The 19,518-nt window shown below is 70.6% G+C and carries 1 protein-coding gene (running past one end of the window); it reads right to left on the bottom strand.

The genetic code is table 11. The annotated features are described in order from the left end of the window. Nucleotides 1–19,518: part of a non-ribosomal peptide synthase/polyketide synthase coding region (locus G4D86_RS49725; RefSeq protein ID WP_164002736.1), annotated on the bottom strand (this coding region is incomplete at its 5' end). The annotated region extends 25,224 nt beyond the left edge of the window; the window shows 19,518 of its 44,742 annotated nt.

Raw genomic sequence — 19,518 nt, 5'->3', positions numbered from 1 at the left:
GTGCTCCGCCATGCGTGCGGCGGTGCGCGCTTCGAACAGGTCCGTGTTGTAGCCCAGCGAGCCCTGGTAGCCCTCTGACGTATCGGTCAGGACGACCTGCAGCTCGAACTTGGCCGTGGAGTTCTCCACCTTCAACGGGTGCAGCGACAGCGTCTGCTTCCGCGGCGTGGACTCGGGCGTGGGCGCGTTCTGCAAGGTGAAGAGCACCTGGAACAGCGGGCTGCGGCTCAGGTCGCGCGTGGGCTGCAGCTCTTCCACCAACCGCTCGAAGGGCACGTCCTGGTGCGCGTACGCCCCCAGTGCTGAGTCCTTCACCTGCCGCAGCAGGTGCCGGAACGAGTCACGGCCGTCCACATGGGCGCGGAACACCAGCGTGTTGGCGAAGAAGCCGATGAGCCCTTCGAGCTCACTGCGCTGCCGGCCCGCGATGGGCGAGCCGACGGAGATGTCTTGCTGCCCGGAGTACCGCGACAGCAGCACCTGGAAGGCGGCGAGCAGCAGCATGAAGGGCGTGGCGCCCTCCTGCTGGCACAGGGCCTTGAGCTGCTCGGAGGCGGAGAGCGGCAGGGAGACAGCAACCCGGTCGCCACGGAACGTCTGCATGGGCGGACGGGGCTTGTCCGTGGGCAGCTCCAGGGTGGATGCGCCCGCGAGCTGCTGACGCCACCAGGACAGCTGCGCTTCGAGTACCGCCCCCTGCAACCACTGCCGCTGCCAGACAGCGTAGTCCGCGTACTGGAGCGGCAGCGGCGCCAGGGGCGAGGGCTGGCCGGCCGAGAAGGCCTCGTAGAGCGCGGCCACTTCCCGCACCAGCACGCCCATGGACCAGCCGTCCGAGACGACGTGGTGCATGTTGAGCGCGAGCACGTGCTCGGTGGGGCTCAGCTTCCACAGCCCCGCGCGCACCAGCGGACCGGTGGCGAGGTTGAAGGGGTGCTGGCTGTCTTCTCGGAGCTGGCTTCGCAGCTCCTCCTGGGCGGCTTCCGGCGGGAGGCCGGTCAGGTCCATCTGGGTGAGAGGCAGCTCGACGTCAGGCACGATGAGCTGGAGGGGTTGTCCCTCGTGCTGCGTGAAGACGGTGCGCAGCGCCTCATGGCGCTGCACCAGCGCGGCAAGGCTGCGCCGCAGCACGTCCGCGTCGAGCGGCCCCTCCAGCCGCACGAAGGCGGGCATGTTGTAGGCGGGGCTGTTGGGCTCGAGCTGGTCGAGGAACCACAGGCGCTGCTGCGCGAAGGACAGGGACAGCGCGCCGGTGCGGGGCACCGGGACGATGGCGGGCGCACGGCTTCCGGAGGCGGCGTTGATGCTCCCGGCGAGCCCCTCAACGGTAGGCGCCTCGAAGAGGGCGCGAAGCGGCAGCTCCGCGCCGAAGGTGGAGCGCACGCGGGAGATGAGCTGGGTGGCCAGCAGGGAGTGGCCGCCCAACTCGAAGAAGTTGTCGCGCACGCCGACGCGCGGCACGCGCAGCACCTGGGCGAAGAGGCCGGCGAGCAACTCCTCGGTGGGAGTTCGCGGGGCGACGTAGGTGTCAGCCGAGGAGGAAGCTACTGACCCCGGGGCGGGCAGGGCCCTGCGGTCCACCTTGGCGTTGGCCGTGAGCGGGAATGCGTCCAGGCGCACCAGGGCGGAGGGCACCATGTACTCAGGCAGCCGCTGCTTGAGGAAGGCACGCAGCTCGGCGGAGTCCAGGGAGTCCGGGGCGACGACGTAGCCGACGAGGCGCTTGTCACCGGGGACGTCCTCGCGCACCAGCGCGACGGCTTCGGCCACCATGGAGTGGGACACGAGAGCGGCTTCGACTTCGGCCAGCTCGATGCGGTAGCCGCGCACCTTCACCTGGGCGTCGGCGCGGCCGAGGAACTCCAGCACGCCGTCATGGCGCCAGCGGGCCAGGTCGCCCGTGCGGTAGAGGCGGGCACCGGGCGTGGAGCAGAAGGAGTCGGGGACGAAGCGCTCCGCCGTCAACGCGGGCTGCTCGACGTAGCCCCGGGCCACGCCGTCACCGCCGATGAACAGCTCTCCGGTGATGCCGGAAGGCACCGGCTGGCCGGAGGCGTCCAGCACGTACACCTGCGTGTTGCCAATGGGACGGCCGATGGGCACGGCAGCGCCCACCTGCTCTGCGGACGTCATGCGGAAGCAGGAGGCGAAGAGGGTGGACTCGGTGGGGCCGTAGCAGGCCGTCACCGGAATGAACATTCCTTCCAGCACGCGCCGCACGTGGGGTGCACTCACCACGTCGCCACCGGTGAGCAACTGCTTCACCCCACGAAGCGCGGCGGGGTTGTGGTCCACCACCTGGGTGAAGAGGCCGGAGGTGAGGTGGAGCGTGGTGACGCCGTGCTTCACCAGCACGGACTCCAGCTCCTTCAAGTCGGAAGGCGAATGGGGTGGGAAGACCACCAACCGCGCTCCATGGAGCAGCGGGCCCCACAGCTCCAGGGTGGAGGCGTCGAAGGAGACAGGCGCGATGAGGAGGAAGGTTTCATCCGGCCCGAGGTGTGCGTAGTCGACACCGAAGACGGTGCGAAGGACGGCGGCCTGCGGAGTGCCGACGCCCTTGGGCCTGCCGGTGGAGCCGGAGGTGAAGTCGATGTACGCGAGGCTGTTGGGCAGCGCAGCCGCAGGAGGCGCCGACTTCGGCTGCCCCTCCAGAGACACCTCTCCCAGGAGGACGGTGGACAGACCTTCGGCGGGGAGCTTCTCCAGCAGCTCTCGCGTGGTGACGAGCACTGTCGGGCGCGCGTCCTCCACCATCGCGGCAAGGCGCTCTCGCGGATACGAGGAGTCCAGCGGGACGTAGGCGCCGCCGGCCTTGAGGGTGCCCACCAACGCGACCATCAGCTCCAGCGAGCGCTCCACGGCCAGCGCCACGCGCGAGTCAGTGGACACGCCAAGGGCGCGCAGGTGCCACGCGAGCTGGTTCGCACGCTCATCCAGCTCTCGGTAGGTGAGCTTCGAGTCGCCGAACTCGACGGCGACCTTGTCGGGGAAGCGGGCCACGACCTGCGCGAAGACCTCGGGCAGGGTGGAACCGCGCGGGTACTCGGAGGCAGTGGCGTTCCACTCCACGAGCACCTGCTGCCGCTCGTCCGCCGCGAGCATGGGGATGCGCCCCATCGGTGCATCTGGCTGGGAGGCCAGCGCTTCCACCAGCGTGCGGAAGTGCTCCGCCATGCGCACGGCGGTGCCCGCCTCATACAGGGCTGTGTTGTAACCCAGCACGCCCTGGTAGCCCTCGGGCGAGTCCGCCAGGCTCAGCTGCAGCTCGAACTTGATGGAGGGGTTGTCCACCTCCATCGGGCTCAGCGTCAGCTCCTCATTCCGTAGCGTGGCCGCGGGAACGTTCTGCAGAGCAAAGAAGACCTGGAACAGCGGGCTGCGGCTCAGGTCGCGAGCGGGTTGCAGCTCCTCCACCAGCCGCTCGAAGGGCACATCCTGGTGTGCGTATGCTCCCAGCGCCGACTCCCGCACCTGCCGGAGCAGGTCGCGGAAGGTGAGGCGCGAGTCCACTCGCGCGCGCATGACCAGGCTGTTGACGAAGAAGCCGATGAGGTTTTCGAGCTCACCGCGCTGACGGCCCGCGATGGGCGTGCCGACGGAGATGTCCTCCTGGCTGGAGTAGCGCGACAGCAGCACCTGGAAGGCGGCCAGCAGCAGCATGAAGGGCGTGGCGCCCTCCTGCTGGCTCAAGGTCTTGAGCTTGCCGGACGTGGTGAGCGACAGCTCGATGGGGACCTGGGCGCCCTGGAACGTCTGCATGGGCGGACGGGGCTTGTCGATGGGCAGCTGTAGCGGAACAGCACCCGCCAGCTGGCCGCGCCAATATGCGAGCTGCGCGTCGAGGACTTCACCCTGGAGCCACTGACGCTGCCAGACGGCGTAGTCGGCGTACTGGAGGGCCAGCGGGGCAAGCGGCGAGGGCCTGCCGTGAGCGAATGCGTCGTAGAGCGCGGCGACTTCGCGCACGAGCACGCCCATGGACCAACCGTCGGAGACGATGTGGTGCATGTTGAGCGAGAGCACGTGCTCCGCCGTGCCCAGCTTCCACAGGCCGGCGCGCACCAGCGGGCCGGTGGCGAGGTGGAAGGGCTTGAGCGTGTCTTCGCGCAGTTGCCGCTCCAGCTCCGCGCGAGCGGCCTGGGGCTCCAGGCCACTGAGGTCCACGACGTTCAGCGGCAGCTCGGCGTGAGGAGCAATGAGCTGGAGGGGCTGTCCTTCGTGCTGGGTGAAGGTGGTGCGCAGCGCCTCATGGCGCAGCACCAGTTCCTCGAAGGCACGGCGCAGGGCGGCCACGTCGAGGGGGCCCTCCATGCGCACGAAGCGGGGCATGGAGTAGGAGGAGCCGCCGGGCTGGAGCTGGTCGATGAACCACAGGCGCTGCTGGGCGAAGGAGAGGGGCAGAGGCCCCGTGCGAGGCACCGGGAGGATGGCGGGGGCTTCGAGGCCGGTGGCGGCGTCGCGGGCGGAGTCGATGCGGGCGGCGAGGGCGGAGACAGTGGGCGCCTCGAAGAGGGCGCGCAGGGGCAGCTCGACTCCGAGGGCGGAGCGGACGCGCGACACGACTTGAGTGGCGAGCAGGGAATGGCCGCCGAGGGCGAAGAAGTCGTCCTGCACGCTGACGTGCGGCACGCGAAGCAGTGCGGCCCAGAGAGAGGCCAGAATCTCCTCGGTGGGGGTGCGGGGGGCGACGTACTCGGAAGCCGAGGAGGTGGCGTCAGGTACGGGCAGGGCCTTGCGGTCCACCTTGCCGTTGGGCGTCAGCGGCATGGCCTCCAGTGCGACGAAGGCCGAGGGCACCATGTACTCGGGCAGGCGGGCCCTGAGGGCCTCGCGCAGCGCGTCCGCGGAGAGGTCCGCTGCGCCCACGACGTAGGCGACCAGGCGCTTGTCACCGGGGACGTCCTCGCGGGCGACCACCAGGGCCTCGCGCACGGAGGGGTGCTCGCGCAGCACGGTGGTGATTTCACCCGGCTCCACGCGGAAGCCACGCACCTTCACCTGGAAGTCAGCGCGGCCGAGGAACTCGACGCGCCCGTCTTCCAGCCAGCGCACCTTGTCGCCGCTGCGGTACATGCGCGCGCCGGGCACCGGAGAGTAGAGGTCGGGCACGTAGCGCTCCGCCGTCAGCTCGGGGCGGTGCAGGTAGCCACGCGTCACCTGGGCGCCGCCGATGAACAGCTCTCCCGGTACGCCGATGGGGGCGGGCTGCAGGTGCTCGTCGAGGACATACAGGCGCGAGAGGGCCAGGGGCCGGCCAAGCGGCACGGTGGCCGGTGAGGAGCCCGGGGTGGGCCACTCGACGCGGCCGGCGAGCACGCCCACCGTCGTCTCGGTGGGGCCGTAGTGGTTGAAGACCTCGCAGTCAGGCGCGAGCGCGCGCACCTGCTCCAGGAGTGCCCAGGAAGAGGACTCACCGCCGAGCACCAGCTTCTTTCGAGGCAGGACGTGGCGGGGCTCCGCCGCCGTCATGAGGGCCGCGAGGTGCGAGGGGACGAGCTTCACGCAGTCGACGGCGTGGCGCTGGAAGTAGTCGGCCACGCCGGCCGGGTTGCTGGCGCGCTCGTGAGTGAGGACGTGAAGCTGGCCGCCGGTGCACAGGGCAGGGAAGAGGACGGTGTTGCCGAGGTCGGCGACGAAGGTGGAGACGAGGGCGAAGCTGGAGCAGTCGGCGAGGCCCAGGCGCTGGGTAGCGGCGTGGACGTAGTGGGCGAGCTGCCCGTGGGAGACGGCGACGCCCTTGGGACGGCCCGTGCTACCCGAGGTGAAGAGGACGTAGGCCACGTTGTCCGGATGCACCTGGCAGAAAGGTGCATCGGTGTTCAGGCTCGCGAGCAGGCCGGCATCTGTATCCAGCAGCACCGGGTGGGCCTGGGAGGATGCGAAGGCGGCCGCGTGCGAGGACACCGTCACCACGACGGGCGCGGCGACCTCTTCCACCAGGGCTTGGAGGCGAAGGGCGGGCTGAGCAGGGTCCAGCGGGACGTAGGCGGCGCCGGCCTTCCAGACGCCAAGCAGTGCCACCACCGTGTCCACGGAGCGCTCCAGGCACAGGGCCACGCATGTCTCGGGGCCCACGCCCAGCGAGCGCAGGTGCCAGGCGAGCTGGTTGGCCCGAGCGTTCAGCTCCGCGTACGTGAGGACCTGGTTCTCGCAGGCCACCGCGGGTTGAGTCGGCCGGAGTGCGGCCTGCGCCTCGATGAGCGCGTGCAGGGGCTCCAGCGACGGAGCGTGCTCCGGCGCGGCGTTGAAGGACTCGAGCAGCAGCGTGCGCTCGGCGGGGGCAAGCATGGGCAGCTCATCCACGCGTGCGTCGGGCGAAGCGAGCACTGCCTCCAGCAGCGTGCGCAGGTGCTCCACCACGCGCGTCACGGTGGAAGCGTCGAACAAGTCAGACCGGTAGCGGAGGGCGCCCGACAGCCCTCGGGGCGTCTGGGCCAGGGAGAGCGTCAGGTCGAACTTGGTGGCTTCGGCTTCGCTCTCCAGCGGGAGGAAGGACAAGCCGGGCACGGACAGCGCCGAGGCCGGCGCGTTCTGCAGCACGAGCATGACCTGGAAGAGAGGCGAGTGACTGAGGCTGCGCTGGGGCTGCAGCTCCTCGACGAGCTTCTCGAAGGGAAGGTGCTGGTGCTCGTAGGCACTCAGGGTGGTGGAGCGCACCTGGGCGAGCAGCTCGCGGAAGGTGGCTCGAGGCGCCACGCGTGCGCGCAGCACGAGGGTGTTGATGAAGAAGCCGATGAGGCCTTCGGTCTCCGCGCGAGTACGGCCGGCGATGGGGGAGCCGACGGTGACGTCGTCTTGTCCGGAGTAGCGCGAGAGGAGGAGCTGCCACACGGCAAGCAACGCCATGAAGGGCGTGACGCCTTCGCGTTGGCAGAAGGCGGAGAGCGCCTCGGACAGATGCACGGGCAGGTGGACGGGCAGCAGGGCGCCACGCTGGGACTGGACGGCGGGGCGGGGCCTGTCGGTGGGCAACTCCAGCAGGGCGGGCGCGCCGGAGAGCTGGTGCTTCCAGTAGTCGAGCTGCGCCTGGAGGACCGCGCCCTGCAGCCACGAGCGCTGCCACGAAGCGAAGTCGGCGTACTGGATGGGAAGCGGGGCGAGCTGCGGCGTGCGGCCGGAGGAGAAGGCCTCGTAGGCGGAGACCAGCTCGCGCACCAGCACGCCGGTGGACCAGCCATCCGAGACGATGTGGTGCAGGGTCAGCAGCAGCACGTGCTCGCGCTCATCGAGCACCAGCAGGGACATGCGCAGCAGCGGACCCGTGGAGAGGTTGAAGGGACGCAGGGCCTCGGCGGTCGCCAGGCGGAGTGCTTCGGCCTGACGCGTGTCTTCGGGCAGGTGGCTCAGGTCCACCACGTCCAGCGGCACGTCGGCGGGCGGAGCGATGACCTGGACGGGGCCCGAGGACTCCTCGCGGAAGGTGGTGCGCAGCGACTCGTGGCGCTGCACCAGCTCAGACAGGCTGCGCTGGAGGGCTTCCTGGTCCAACGCGCCCACCAGCCGCACGGAGGCGGGCATGTTGTAGACGGCGCCGCCGGGCTGGAGCTGGTCGAGGAACCACAGGCGCTGCTGCGCGAAGGACAGGGGCAGCGCGCCGGTGCGAGGCACGGGCACCAGCGACGGGGCCTGGGGCCCCTTGTCTCGCTGGGTGGCGTCGAGGCGCTGGGCGAGGGCGGAGATGGTGGGAGCCTCGAAGAGGGCCCGAACGGGCAGCTCCACCGAGAAGGCCCTGCGCACCCGGGAGACCACCTGCGTGGCCAGCAGGGAGTGGCCTCCGAGGGCGAAGAAGTCCTCCACCACGCTCACCCTGGGCAGGCGCAGCACCTCGGCCCACAGGGTGGCCAGCGTCTCTTCGGTCGGAGTCCTCGGGGCGACGAAGGCGGTGCTGGAGCCGGCTTCCGTGTCGGGGGTGGGCAGGGCCTTCCTGTCCACCTTGCCGTGGGTGTTGAGCGGCAGGGCCTCCAGGGCGACGAAGGCCGAGGGCACCATGTACTCGGGCAGCTTCCGCAGCAGCGTGGCGCGCAGCGCGGCCGTGTCCACCGCCTGGCCTTCGGCGGTGACGAGGTAAGCGACGAGGCGCGGGTTGCCGGGCACGTCCTCGCGGGCGAGCACCACGGCGCGACGGACTCCCGCTGCTTCCTCCAGCGCGGCTTCGATTTCGCCCAGCTCGATGCGGAACCCGCGCAGCTTCACCTGGAAGTCGATGCGGCCCAGGTAGTCCAGCTCGCCCGTGGCCAGCCAGCGCACCTTGTCTCCGGTGCGGTAGAGGCGGCCGCCCGCAAGGGTGCCGAACGGGTCGGGCACGAACTTCTCGGCGGTGAGCTCGGGGCGGCCGAGGTAGCCACGCGCCACGCCCGCTCCGCCGATGAAGAGCTCACCTGGGACGCCGGTGGGCACCGGCTGCATGCGCTCATCGAGGACGTACACCTGCACGTTGGCCAGCGGACCGCCCAGCGTGGGCCGGGAAGCGCCGCGAATGGCGCGGGCGGTGGTGTCCACGGTGCACTCGGTGGGGCCGTAGACGTTGAAGCAGCGGATGAAGGGGTGGACCGAGAGCTTCGCCCACATCGCCTCATCCACCGCCTCGCCGCCCACCAACACGCGCAGCGGACGGCCGGAGCCAAGGCCCTCTTCCAGCAGCAGACGCAGGTGCGAGGGCGAGCAGTCCAGCGCGTCCACGCCGTGCGTCTCCACCCAGGACTTCAGCAGCGCGACGTCTTCGCGTGCCGCCTGGGACACCACACACAGAGCATGGCCATCCGCCACCTGGATGAGTTGCTTCACCGAGGCGTCGAAAGACAGAGGCGCGTTGAGGCTGACGCGCAGCGCCCCTTCCACGCCGGAGTACACGGCGGAGGCGAGCGCGGCGCGCAGGTTCATCACCGAGGCGTGCTGCACCATGACGCCCTTGGGACGGCCGGTGCTTCCCGAGGTGTAGATGACGTAGGCGAGGTGCTCGGGCGAGGTGACGCGAGACGGGTTGGCCTCGGACTCGCGCGAGAGCGCTTCGCTCACGTGCGAGTCATCCAGGTACACGGCCTCCACGGACGCGCCTTCGAGCTGAGGCTTCAGGTGGCTCTGGGTGAGGGCCAGTTGCGCGCCGCAGTCCTGGAGCATGAAGGCCAGGCGCTCACGCGGGTATGCGGGGTCCATGGGGACGTAGGCGCCGCCGGACTTGAGGATGGCCAGTACGGCCACGACCATGTCCACGCCGCGCTCCATGCAGAGCGCGACGCGCACCTCGGGCCCCACGCCATGCTGGCGCAGAACATGCGCGAGCTGGTTGGCGCGGCGATTGACCTGCGCGAAGGAAAGCGAGGCCGAGTCATCAAGGACGGCGAGGGCGTCCGGAGTGCGCGCGACCTGGGACTCGAAGCGCTCGTGAAGGGCCCCGTCCCACGGCAGCTCGCGGTGCGTGTCGTTCCACTGCGCGAGCACCTGCTGGCGCTCGGAGGTGGGCAGCAGGGACAGCTCGCCCACGCGCGCGTCGGGTGAAGCGAGCGCGGCCTCCAGCAGGGTGCGCAGGTGCTCCACCATGCGCGTCACGGTGGAGGCGTCGAACAGGTCGGTGCGATAGCCCAGGGTGCCAGTGAGTCCCTGGGACGTCTGAGCCAGGGAGAGCGTCAGGTCGAACTTGGTGGCTTCGGCCTCACGCTCCAGCGGGAGGAAGGACAGGCCGGGCAGGGACAGCACCGCGACTGGTGCGTTCTGAAGCACCAGCATGACCTGGAAGAGAGGCGAGTGACTGAGGCTGCGCTGGGGCTGCAGCTCCTCGACGAGCTTCTCGAAGGGCAGGTGCTGGTGCTCGTAGGCACTCAGGGTGGTGGAGCGCACCTGGGCGAGCAACTCGCGGAAGGTGGCCTGCGCCGCCACGCGTGCACGCAGCACCAGGGTATTGATGAAGAAGCCGATGAGGCCTTCGGTCTCCGCGCGGGTGCGGCCGGCGATGGGAGAGCCGACAGTGACGTCATCCTGTCCGGAGTAACGCGCCAGCAACACCTGCCAGACGGCAAGCAACGCCATGAAGGGCGTGACGCCTTCGCGCTGGCAGAAGGCGGAGAGCGCCTCGGACAGGTGCACGGGCAGGTGGACAGGCAACGCCGCGCCGCGCTGGGACTGGACGGCGGGGCGGGGCCTGTCGGTGGGTAGCTCCAGCAGGGCGGGCGCGCCGGAGAGCTGCTGCTTCCAGTAGTCGAGCTGCGCCTGGAGGACCTCGCCTTGCAGCCAGGAGCGCTGCCACGAAGCGAAGTCCGCGTACTGGACGGGGAGTGCCTCGAGGCGCGGCGTGTGGCCGGACGAGAGGGCCTCGTAGAAGGAGACCAGCTCGCGCACCAGCACGCCCATGGACCAACCGTCGGAGACGATGTGGTGCAGGGTCAGCAGCAGCACGTGCTCTTGCGAGTCGAGACGCAGCAGCGAGACGCGCAGCAGCGGACCGGTGGCGAGGTCGAAGGGGCGCAGGGCCTCGGCGGTGGCCAGCCGGAGTGCTTCGGCCTGGCGCTCGTCTTCGGGCAGGTGGCTCAGGTCGACGACGTCCAGCGGCAGGGCGGCGGACAGCGCGATGACCTGGACGGGGCCCGAGGAGTCCTCGCGGAAGGTGGTGCGCAGGGACTCGTGGCGATGCACCAGCGCTTCGAGGCTCTGTCGCAGGGCCTCGATGTCCAGCACACCGGAGGCGCGCAGGGCGGAGGGGATGTTGTAGGCGGGGCTGTCGGGCTCGAGCTGGTCGAGGAACCACAAGCGCTGCTGCGCGAAGGACAGGGGCAGTGTGCCGGTGCGAGGCACGGGGATGAGGGCGGGTGCCTGGCTCTCGGACGCGGAGTCGATGCTTGCCGCGAGCCCCTCGATGGTGGGGGCCTCGAAGAGGGCACGCAGCGGCAGCTCCGCGCCGAAGGTGGAGCGCACGCGGGAGATGAGCTGGGTGGCCAGCAGGGAGTGGCCGCCCAACTCGAAGAAGTTGTCGCGGACGCCGACGCGCGGCACGCGCAGCACCTGGGCGAAGAGACCGGTGAGCAGCTCCTCGGTGGGAGTGCGCGGGGCGACGTAGGTGTCGGCCGAGGAGGACGCCAGCGACTCCGGGGCGGGCAGGGCCCTGCGGTCCACCTTGGCGTTTGCCGTGAGGGGCATGACGTCCAGGCGCACCAGGGCGGAGGGCACCATGTACTCGGGCAGCCGCTGCTTGAGGAAGGCGCGCAGCTCGGCCGTGTCGAGGGACTCGGGAGCGGCGACATAGCCGACGAGGCGCTTGTCGCCGGGGACGTCCTCACGCACCAGGGCCACGGCCTGGGCTACGTCCGGGAAGGCGAGCAGGGCCGCTTCGACTTCAGCCAGCTCGATGCGGTAGCCGCGCACCTTCACCTGGGCGTCGGCGCGGCCGAGGAACTCCAGCACGCCGTCATTGCGCCAGCGGGCCAGGTCACCCGTGCGGTAGAGGCGGGCACCGGGCACGCCGGAGAAGGAGTCGGGAACGAAGCGTTCCGCGGTGAGGGCAGGCTGCTCGACGTAGCCCCGGGCCACGCCGTCACCTCCGATGAACAGCTCTCCGGTGACGCCGGAGGGCACGAGCTGGCCGGAGGCGTCCAACACGTACACCTGCGTGTTGCCAATGGGACGGCCGATGGGCACGGCCGTGCCGACCTGATCCGCGGACGTCATGCGGAAGCAGGAGGCGAAGAGCGTGGATTCAGTGGGGCCGTAGCAAGCCGTCACGGGGATGCGCAGCTCTTCGAGGACGCGGCGCACGTGCGGCGCGGAAACGACGTCGCCACCGGTGAGGAGCTGCCTCACCCCACGAAGCGCGGCGGGGTTGTGGTCCACCACCTGGGTGAAGAGGCCGGAGGTGAGGTGCAGGGTGGTGACGCCGTGCCTCGTCAGCACGGACTCCAACTCCTTCAAGTCGGAAGGCGAGTGCGGAGGGAAGACGACGAGTCGTGCGCCATGGAGCAGCGGGCCCCACAGCTCCAAGGTGGAGGCATCGAAGGAGACGGGTGCGATGAGGAGGAAGGTCTCATCCGGGCCGAGGTGCGCGTAGTCGACGCCGAAGACGGTGCGCAGGACTGCGGACTGCGGAGTCCCGACGCCCTTGGGCCTGCCGGTAGAGCCAGACGTGAAGTCGATGTACGCGAGGCTGCCGGGCAGCGCGGACAGAGGGAGCGCATGCGTGGGCTGCGCCTCCAGAGACACTTCTCCCAGGACGACGGTGGACAGACCTTCGGCGGGGAGCTTCTCCAGCAGCTCTCGGGTGGTGATGAGCACCGTCGGGCGTGAGTCCTCCACCATGGCGGCAAGCCGCTCACGTGGGTACGAGGAATCGAGCGGGACGTAGGCGCCGCCCGCCTTGAGGATGGCGACGAGCGAGACAATCAGCTCCAGCGAGCGCTCCACGGCCAGCGCGACGCGCGAGTCGGTGGACACACCGAGGGCGCGCAGGTGCCATGCGAGCTGATTGGCACGCTCATCCAACTGCCGGTAGGTGAGCTTCGAGTCGCCGAACTCAACGGCGACCTTGTCCCCATGGCGTGCCACGACCAGCGCGAAGACCTCGGGCAGGGTGGCGCCGCGCGGGTATTCGGAGGCAGTGGCGTTCCACTCCACGGCTACCTGCTGGCGCTCCGCCTCCGACAGCATCGATACGGAAGCCAGCGCCGCCTCGGGCCGGGCCACCAGCGCTTCCACCAGCATGCGGAAGTGCTCCGCCATGCGTACAGCGGTGCCCGCCTCGAACAGGTCCGTGTTGTAGTTGAGCTGTCCGGCGTAGCCCCGCGGCAGGCGCCACAGGTTGAGCTCCAGCTCGAATCGCGCGGTGGTTCCCTCCAGCTCCACGGTCTCCAGCGAGAGGCCGGGCAGCTCCAGCGCTGGGATGGGTGCGTTCTGCAGGGCGAACAACACCTGCGCCAGGGGCGGCCAGCTCAGGTCCCGTTCCACCTGCAGCGCGTCGATGACCTGCTCGAAGGGAACGTCCTGGTGGGCGAAGGCCCCCAGGGTGGTGTCCCGCACTCGTGCCAGCAGCGCGGAGAAGGATTCCCGCGACGCGAGCCGGGCGCGCAGCGGCAGCGTGTTGACGAAGAAGCCGACCAGGCCCTCGAGCTCGGTGCGATTGCGGCCGGCGATGGGTGAGCCGATGACGAAGTCCTCCTGGCCCGTGTAACGGCTCAGCAGGAGCTGCCAGGCGGACAGCAGGGCCATGAAGGGCGTGACGCCCTCGCGGTGGCACAGTGCCTCCAGGGCCTCGGACACGGGCGCGGAGAGCTGGAGGCGCAGCAGGGCGCCGCGCGAGGACTGCACGGCGGGACGGGGCTTGTCCGTGGGCAGCTCCAGCGCGCGCGGCGCTCCGGACAGCGCCTCACGCCACCAGCCCAGCTGCTCCTCCAGCACGTCGCCCCGCAGCCATCCGCGCTGCCAGACGGCGAAGTCCGCGTACTGCACCGGCGGCTCCGCCAGGGGCGACGGCTGGCCGGCGGCAAGGGCGGGGTAGAGCGCCGCCAGCTCGCGCACCAGCACACCCATGGACCAGCCGTCCGTGACGGAGTGGTGCAGGGTGAGCGCCAGCACGTGCTCGTCGGGTGACAGCTTCAGCAGCGCGGCGCGCACCAGCGGACCCGTGGACAGGTTGAACGGGTGCAGCACCTCTTCATTCACCCAACGGCGGGCCTCGGTCTGGCGCTGCTCCTCGGGGAGGCCGGACAGGTCCTCCACGGAGAGCGACAGCGGCAGGGCCTCATGGATGACCTGCACGGGGCCTTCCGGCGCTCCGTGGAACGTGGTGCGCAGCGACTCGTGGCGGCGCATCAGCTCGGTGAGGCTCTGCCCGAGCGCGTCCGCATCCAGCGTGCCCCGCAGCTTCAGCACGACAGGCATGTTGTAGAGCGGGCTGGCCGGGTCGAGCTGGTCCAGGAACCACAGTCGCTGCTGCGCGAAGGACAGCGGCAGCGCGCCGGTCCGCGGCACCGGCAGCAGGGGTGGTGCCTTCGGGGCTCCCACGGGCTGCGCTTCATCCAGCTTGCGAGCGAGCGCGGAGAGCGTGGGCGCTTCGAAGATGACCTGCAGGGCCAGCTCCACGCCGAAGGTGGCGCGGAGGCGGGAGATGAGCTGCGTGGCCAGCAGCGAGTGTCCGCCCACCTCGAAGAAGTGGTCTTCCGCTCCCACACGTTCCACGTGCAGCAACTGCGACCAGAGCGCGGCCAGCCGCTCCTCGGTGGGCGTGCGCGGGGCGACGTAGACGCCGGTGGGAATGGTGCTTTGCTCCGGCGAGGGCAGGGCCTTGCGGTCCACCTTTCCGCTGGAGCTGAGCGGCAGCGCTTCCAGCACGGCGATGACGGCGGGCACCATGTACTCGGGCAGCCGCTGCTGGAGCGAGGCACGCAGCGCGGCCGTGTCCAGCTCGTCCCCGGGTGCCGGCACCACGTACGCCACCAGTCGCCGCAGCCCCGGCGCATCCTCGCGCACCATGGCCACGGCCTGGCGCACGGAGGGGTTCGCCTCCAGGGCGGCCTCCACCTCTCCCAACTCAATCCGGAAGCCGCGCAGCTTCACCTGCGAGTCCGTGCGCCCCAGGTACTCGACTTCGCCGTCGGCCCGCCAGCGCACCAGGTCTCCGGTGCGGTACAGGCGCGCACCGGGCTCGGTGCTGAAGGGGTGGGGGATGAAGCGCTCGGCGGTGAGGTCCGCACGGCGCAGGTAGCCACGCGCCAGGCCCACGCCGCCGATGAACAGCTCGCCGGGCACTCCGACGGGCACCGGCCGCAGGCGCGCATCCATTACGTACAGTTGCGTGTTGGGCCAGGGCTTTCCGATGGAGGGCTCTGCCGGGGAGACGGACTGCGGGGTGATGGAGGCGCACACCGTGGCCTCGGTGGGGCCATAGGCATTGAGCAGGGTGCGGCCCTGGCTCCAGCGCCGGGCCACCTCGGCGGGCAGCGCCTCGCCCGCGGAGATGACGGTGCGCAGCAGGGGCAGCTCCTCGGGCGACAGCTGCGCCAGCACCGAGGGCGTCAGGGTGACGGTGGTGACTTCATGCTCGCGCAGTAGCGTGCGCAGCGGCACGTCCGGCAGCAGCCGCTCCCTCGGCGCCATCACCAGGGTGGCGCCCGCGAGCAGCGGCGCGAAGATTTCGAGGATGGCGGCGTCGAACGTCGGAGACGCGAACTGCAAGGCGCGACTGGAGGCGGAGAGGCGGTGGGCCCGCACCGCAGCGAGCGCGGAGTTGCAGAACCCGCGGTGGCTCAGGAGCGTGCCCTTGGGCCGGCCGGTGCTGCCCGAGGTGTAGATGACGTAGGCGAGCTGGCTGGCGAGGACCTCTACGCCGGGCGCGGTGGTGGGATGCCGGGAGATGGCCCTGGCGTCGGCATCCAGGCAGCACGGCACGCAGGCCAGGGACGCGGGGAGTTGGTCGAGCAGCGCTTCGTGCGTCACCAGCACCTGGAGGCCGGAGTCCTCCAGCATCAACGTGATGCGAGCGGTGGGGTGAGCCGGGTCCAGGCAGAGGAAGGCGCCGCCGGCCTTGAGGATGGCGAGCATGCCCACCACCAGCTCCACCGAGCGCTCCACGCACAGCCCCACGAGCACCTCGGGGCCGACACCCAGCGTGCGCAGGTGGTGCGCGAGTTGGTTGGCGCGCTCATCGAGCTGCCGGTACGTGAGGCGCTCGCCCTCGAAGACGAGCGCCTGCGCGTCCGGGGTGCTCCGGGCCTGGGCCTCGAAGAGGGTGTGCAGGCACGTCTCGCTCGGGAAGTCGGACGTGGTGTCGTTCCACTCCACCAGCAGATGGTGGCGCTCGGCTTCGGTGAGCAGCGGCAGCTCGGAGAGGCGCAGGTGGGGGTTGCCCAGCGCGCCCTCCAGCAGCAACTGCAAGTGCGTCACGAAGCGGCGGGCCGTCTCCCTGCGGAAGAGGTCCGTGGCGTATTGCAGGGTGCCGGACAGGCCTTGCGGCGTGTCGGTCAGCACCAGGGTGAGGTCGAAGCGTCCGGCGCCGCCCTCGACGGGCAGCGGCTGGACGCGCAGCCCCGGCACCTCCAGCGCGCCGGTGGGCATGTTCTGGAAGGTGAAGTTCACCTGGAACAGCGGGGAGCGTGCAGTGTCGCGCTCGGGCCTCAGCTCCTCGACGAGCTTCTCGAAGGGCAGGTCCTGGTGGGCGTGGGCCTCCAGCGTGGTGTCGCGCACGCGCGCGAGCAGCTCGCGGAAGGTGGGGTCTCCATGCAGGCGCGTGCGGTACACCAGCGTGTTGACGAAGAAGCCGATGAGCCCTTCCGTCTCGCTCCGGGTGCGGCCCGCCATGGCGCTGCCGACGCTCACGTCGTCCTGGCCCGAGTAGCGGGAGAGCAGGGCCTGGTAGCCGGCCAGGAGCGCCATGAAGGGCGTGACACCCTCGGCCTGACAGAAGGCCGTCAGGGCCTTGGAGATGGGCAGGAAGACGGGAACGGCATCGCCGCGGAAGGACTGCACCGGCGGGCGCGGGAAGTCCGTGGGCAGCTCCAGGGCCGCGGGGGCGCCTTCAAGTTGCTTGCGCCACCAGCCCAGCTGCCGCTCCAGGACCTCACCCTTGAGCCACTGGCGCTGCCACACCGCGTAGTCCGCGTACTGCACCGGCAGCGGTGGAAGCGCCGGGGGCCGGCCGGAGGAGAAGGCTCCGTAGAGGGCGACCAGCTCACGCACCAGCACGCCCAGGGACCAGCCGTCGGAGACGATGTGGTGCATCGTCACCAGCAGCACGTGCTCGTGCGCCTTGAGGCGCAGCAGCGAGGCCCGCAGCAGGGGGCCCGTGGAGAGGAGGAAGGGGCGCAGGGCCTCTGCGGTAGCCAGGCGGCGCGCTTCGGCCTCGCGCGCGTCTTCGGGCAGGTGGCGCAGGTCGACGACGTCCAGCGGCACGGCGGCGGGCGGCGCGATGACCTGGACGGGGACCGACGAATCTTCGCGGAAGGTGGTGCGCAGTGACTCGTGGCGGTGCACCAGTGCTTCGAAGGTGCGCCGCAGGGCCTCGGTGTCCAGCGCGCCGGAGATGCGCAGCGCGGCGGGGATGTTGTAGGCGGGGCTGTTGGGATCGAGCTGATCGAGGAGCCACAGGCGCTGCTGCGCGAAGGACAGCGGAGGTGGCACCGTGCGCGGCACGGGCACCAGGGACGCGGAGGTCTGGGGCGCCGCGGCGTCGAGGCGACGGGCGAAGGCCTCCAGGGTGGGGGCCTCGAAGACGGCGCGCAGGGACAGCTCCACGCCGAAGGCTCCCCGCACGCGGGAGATGAGCTGCGTGGCCAGCAGCGAGTGTCCGCCCACCTCGAAGAAGTGGTCCTTCACGCCCACGCGGGGCAGGCGCAGCACCTCGGTCCAGAGGGCGGCGAGCTTCTCCTCGGTGGGGGTGCGCGGGGCGATGTATTCGGAAGCGGAGGACGCGGCGTCAGGGACGGGCAGGGCCTTGCGGTCCACCTTGCCGCTGGAGGTGAGGGGCAGCGCCTCTAGCACGGCGAAGGCGGCGGGGACCATGTACTCGGGCAGCCGCTGCTGGAGCGCGGCGCGCAGCGCGGCCGTGTCCAGATCGTCCCCGGGCGCTGGCGCCACGTACGCCACCAGTCGCCGCAGCCCCGGCGCATCCTCGCGCACCATGGCCACGGCCTGGCGTACGGAGGGGTTCGCCTCCAGCGCGGCCTCCACCTCTCCCAACTCGATCCGGAAGCCACGCAGCTTCACCTGCGAGTCCGTGCGCCCCAGGTACTCGACTTCGCCGTCGGCCCGCCAGCGCACCAGGTCTCCGGTGCGGTACAGGCGCGCACCGGGCTCGGTGCTGAAGGGGTGGGGGATGAAGTGCTCTGCGGTGAGGTCCGCACGGCGCAGGTAGCCACGCGCCAGGCCCACGCCGCCGATGAACAGCTCGCCGGGCACTCCGACGGGCACCGGCCGCAGGCGCGCATCCAGCACGTACAGCCGCGTATTGGGCCAGGGCTTTCCGATGGAGGGCTCTGCCGGGGAGACGGACTCCGGGGTGATGGAGGCGCACACCGTGGCCTCGGTGGGCCCGTAGGCATTGAGCAGGGTGCGGCCCTGGCTCCAGCGCCGGGCCACCTCGGCGGGCAGCGCCTCGCCTGCGGAGATGACGGTGCGCAGCAGGGGCAACTCCGCGGGCGACAGCTGCGCCAGCACCGAGGGCGTCAGGGTGACGGTGGTGACTTCATGCTCGCGCAGCAGCGTGCGCAGCGGCACGTCCGGCAGCAGCCGCTCCCTCGGTGCCATCACCAGGGTGGCGCCCGCGAGCAGCGGCGCGAAGATTTCGAGGATGGCGGCGTCGAATGTCGGCGAGGCGAACTGCAGCACGCGGCTGGAGGAGGACAGGCGGTGGGCCTGGACGGCGGCGAGCGCGGAGTTGGTCAGCCCGCGGTGGCTCAGGAGGGTGCCCTTGGGGCGGCCGGTGCTGCCCGAGGTGTAGATGACGTAGGCGAGCTGGCTGGTGAGGACGTCCAAGCCGGGCACAGTGGTGGGGTGTCGGGAGATGACCCTCGCGTCGGCATCCAGGCAGCACGGCACGCAGGCCAGGGGCGCGGGGAGCTGGTTGAGCAGCGCTTCGTGCGTCACCAGCACCTGAAGGCCGGAGTCCTCCAGCATCAACGTGATGCGAGCGGTGGGGTGAGCCGGGTCCAGGCAGAGGAAGGCGCCGCCCGCCTTGAGGATGGCGAGCATGCCCACCACCAGCTCCGCGGAGCGCTCCACGCACAGCCCCACGAGCACCTCGGGGCCGACACCCAGTGTGCGCAGGTGGTGCGCGAGCTGGTTGGCGCGCTCATCGAACTGCCGGTACGTGAGACGCTCATCCTCGAAGATGAGCGCCTGCGCGTCCGGGGTGCGCCGGGCCTGGGCCTCGAAGAGGGTGTGCAGGCACGTCTCGCTCGGGAAGTCGGACGTGGTGTCATTCCACTCCACCAGCAACTGGTGGCGCTCGGCGCTCGTCAACAGCGGCAGCTCGGACAGGCGTAGGTGGGGGTTGCCCAGCGCGCCCTCCAGCAGCAGCTGCAAGTGCGTCACGAAGCGGCGGGCCGTCTCCTCGCGGAAGAGGTCCGTGGCGTACTGCAGGGTGCCGGACAGCCCTTGCGGCGTGTCGGTCAGCACCAGGGTGAGGTCGAAGCGTCCGGCGCCGCCCTCGACGGGCAGCGGCTGGACGCGCAGCCCCGGCACCTCCAGCGCGCCGGTGGGCATGTTCTGGAAGGTGAAGTTCACCTGGAACAGCGGGGAGCGTGCAGTGTCGCGCTCGGGCCTCAGCTCCTCGACGAGCTTCTCGAAGGGCAGGTCCTGGTGGGCGTGGGCCTCCAGCGTGGTGTCGCGCACGCGCGCGAGCAGCTCGCGGAAGGTGGGGTCTCCATGCAGGCGCGTGCGGTACACCAGCGTGTTGACGAAGAAGCCGATGAGCCCTTCCGTCTCGCTCCGGGTGCGGCCCGCCATGGCGCTGCCGACGCTCACGTCGTCCTGGCCCGAGTAGCGGGAGAGCAGGGCCTGGTAGCCGGCCAGGAGCGCCATGAAGGGCGTGACACCCTCGGCCTG

Source organism: Pyxidicoccus caerfyrddinensis, assembly GCF_010894405.1.
Taxonomy (GTDB): Bacteria; Myxococcota; Myxococcia; order Myxococcales; family Myxococcaceae; genus Myxococcus; species Myxococcus caerfyrddinensis.
This window is presented reverse-complemented; position numbering and strand designations above follow the sequence as displayed.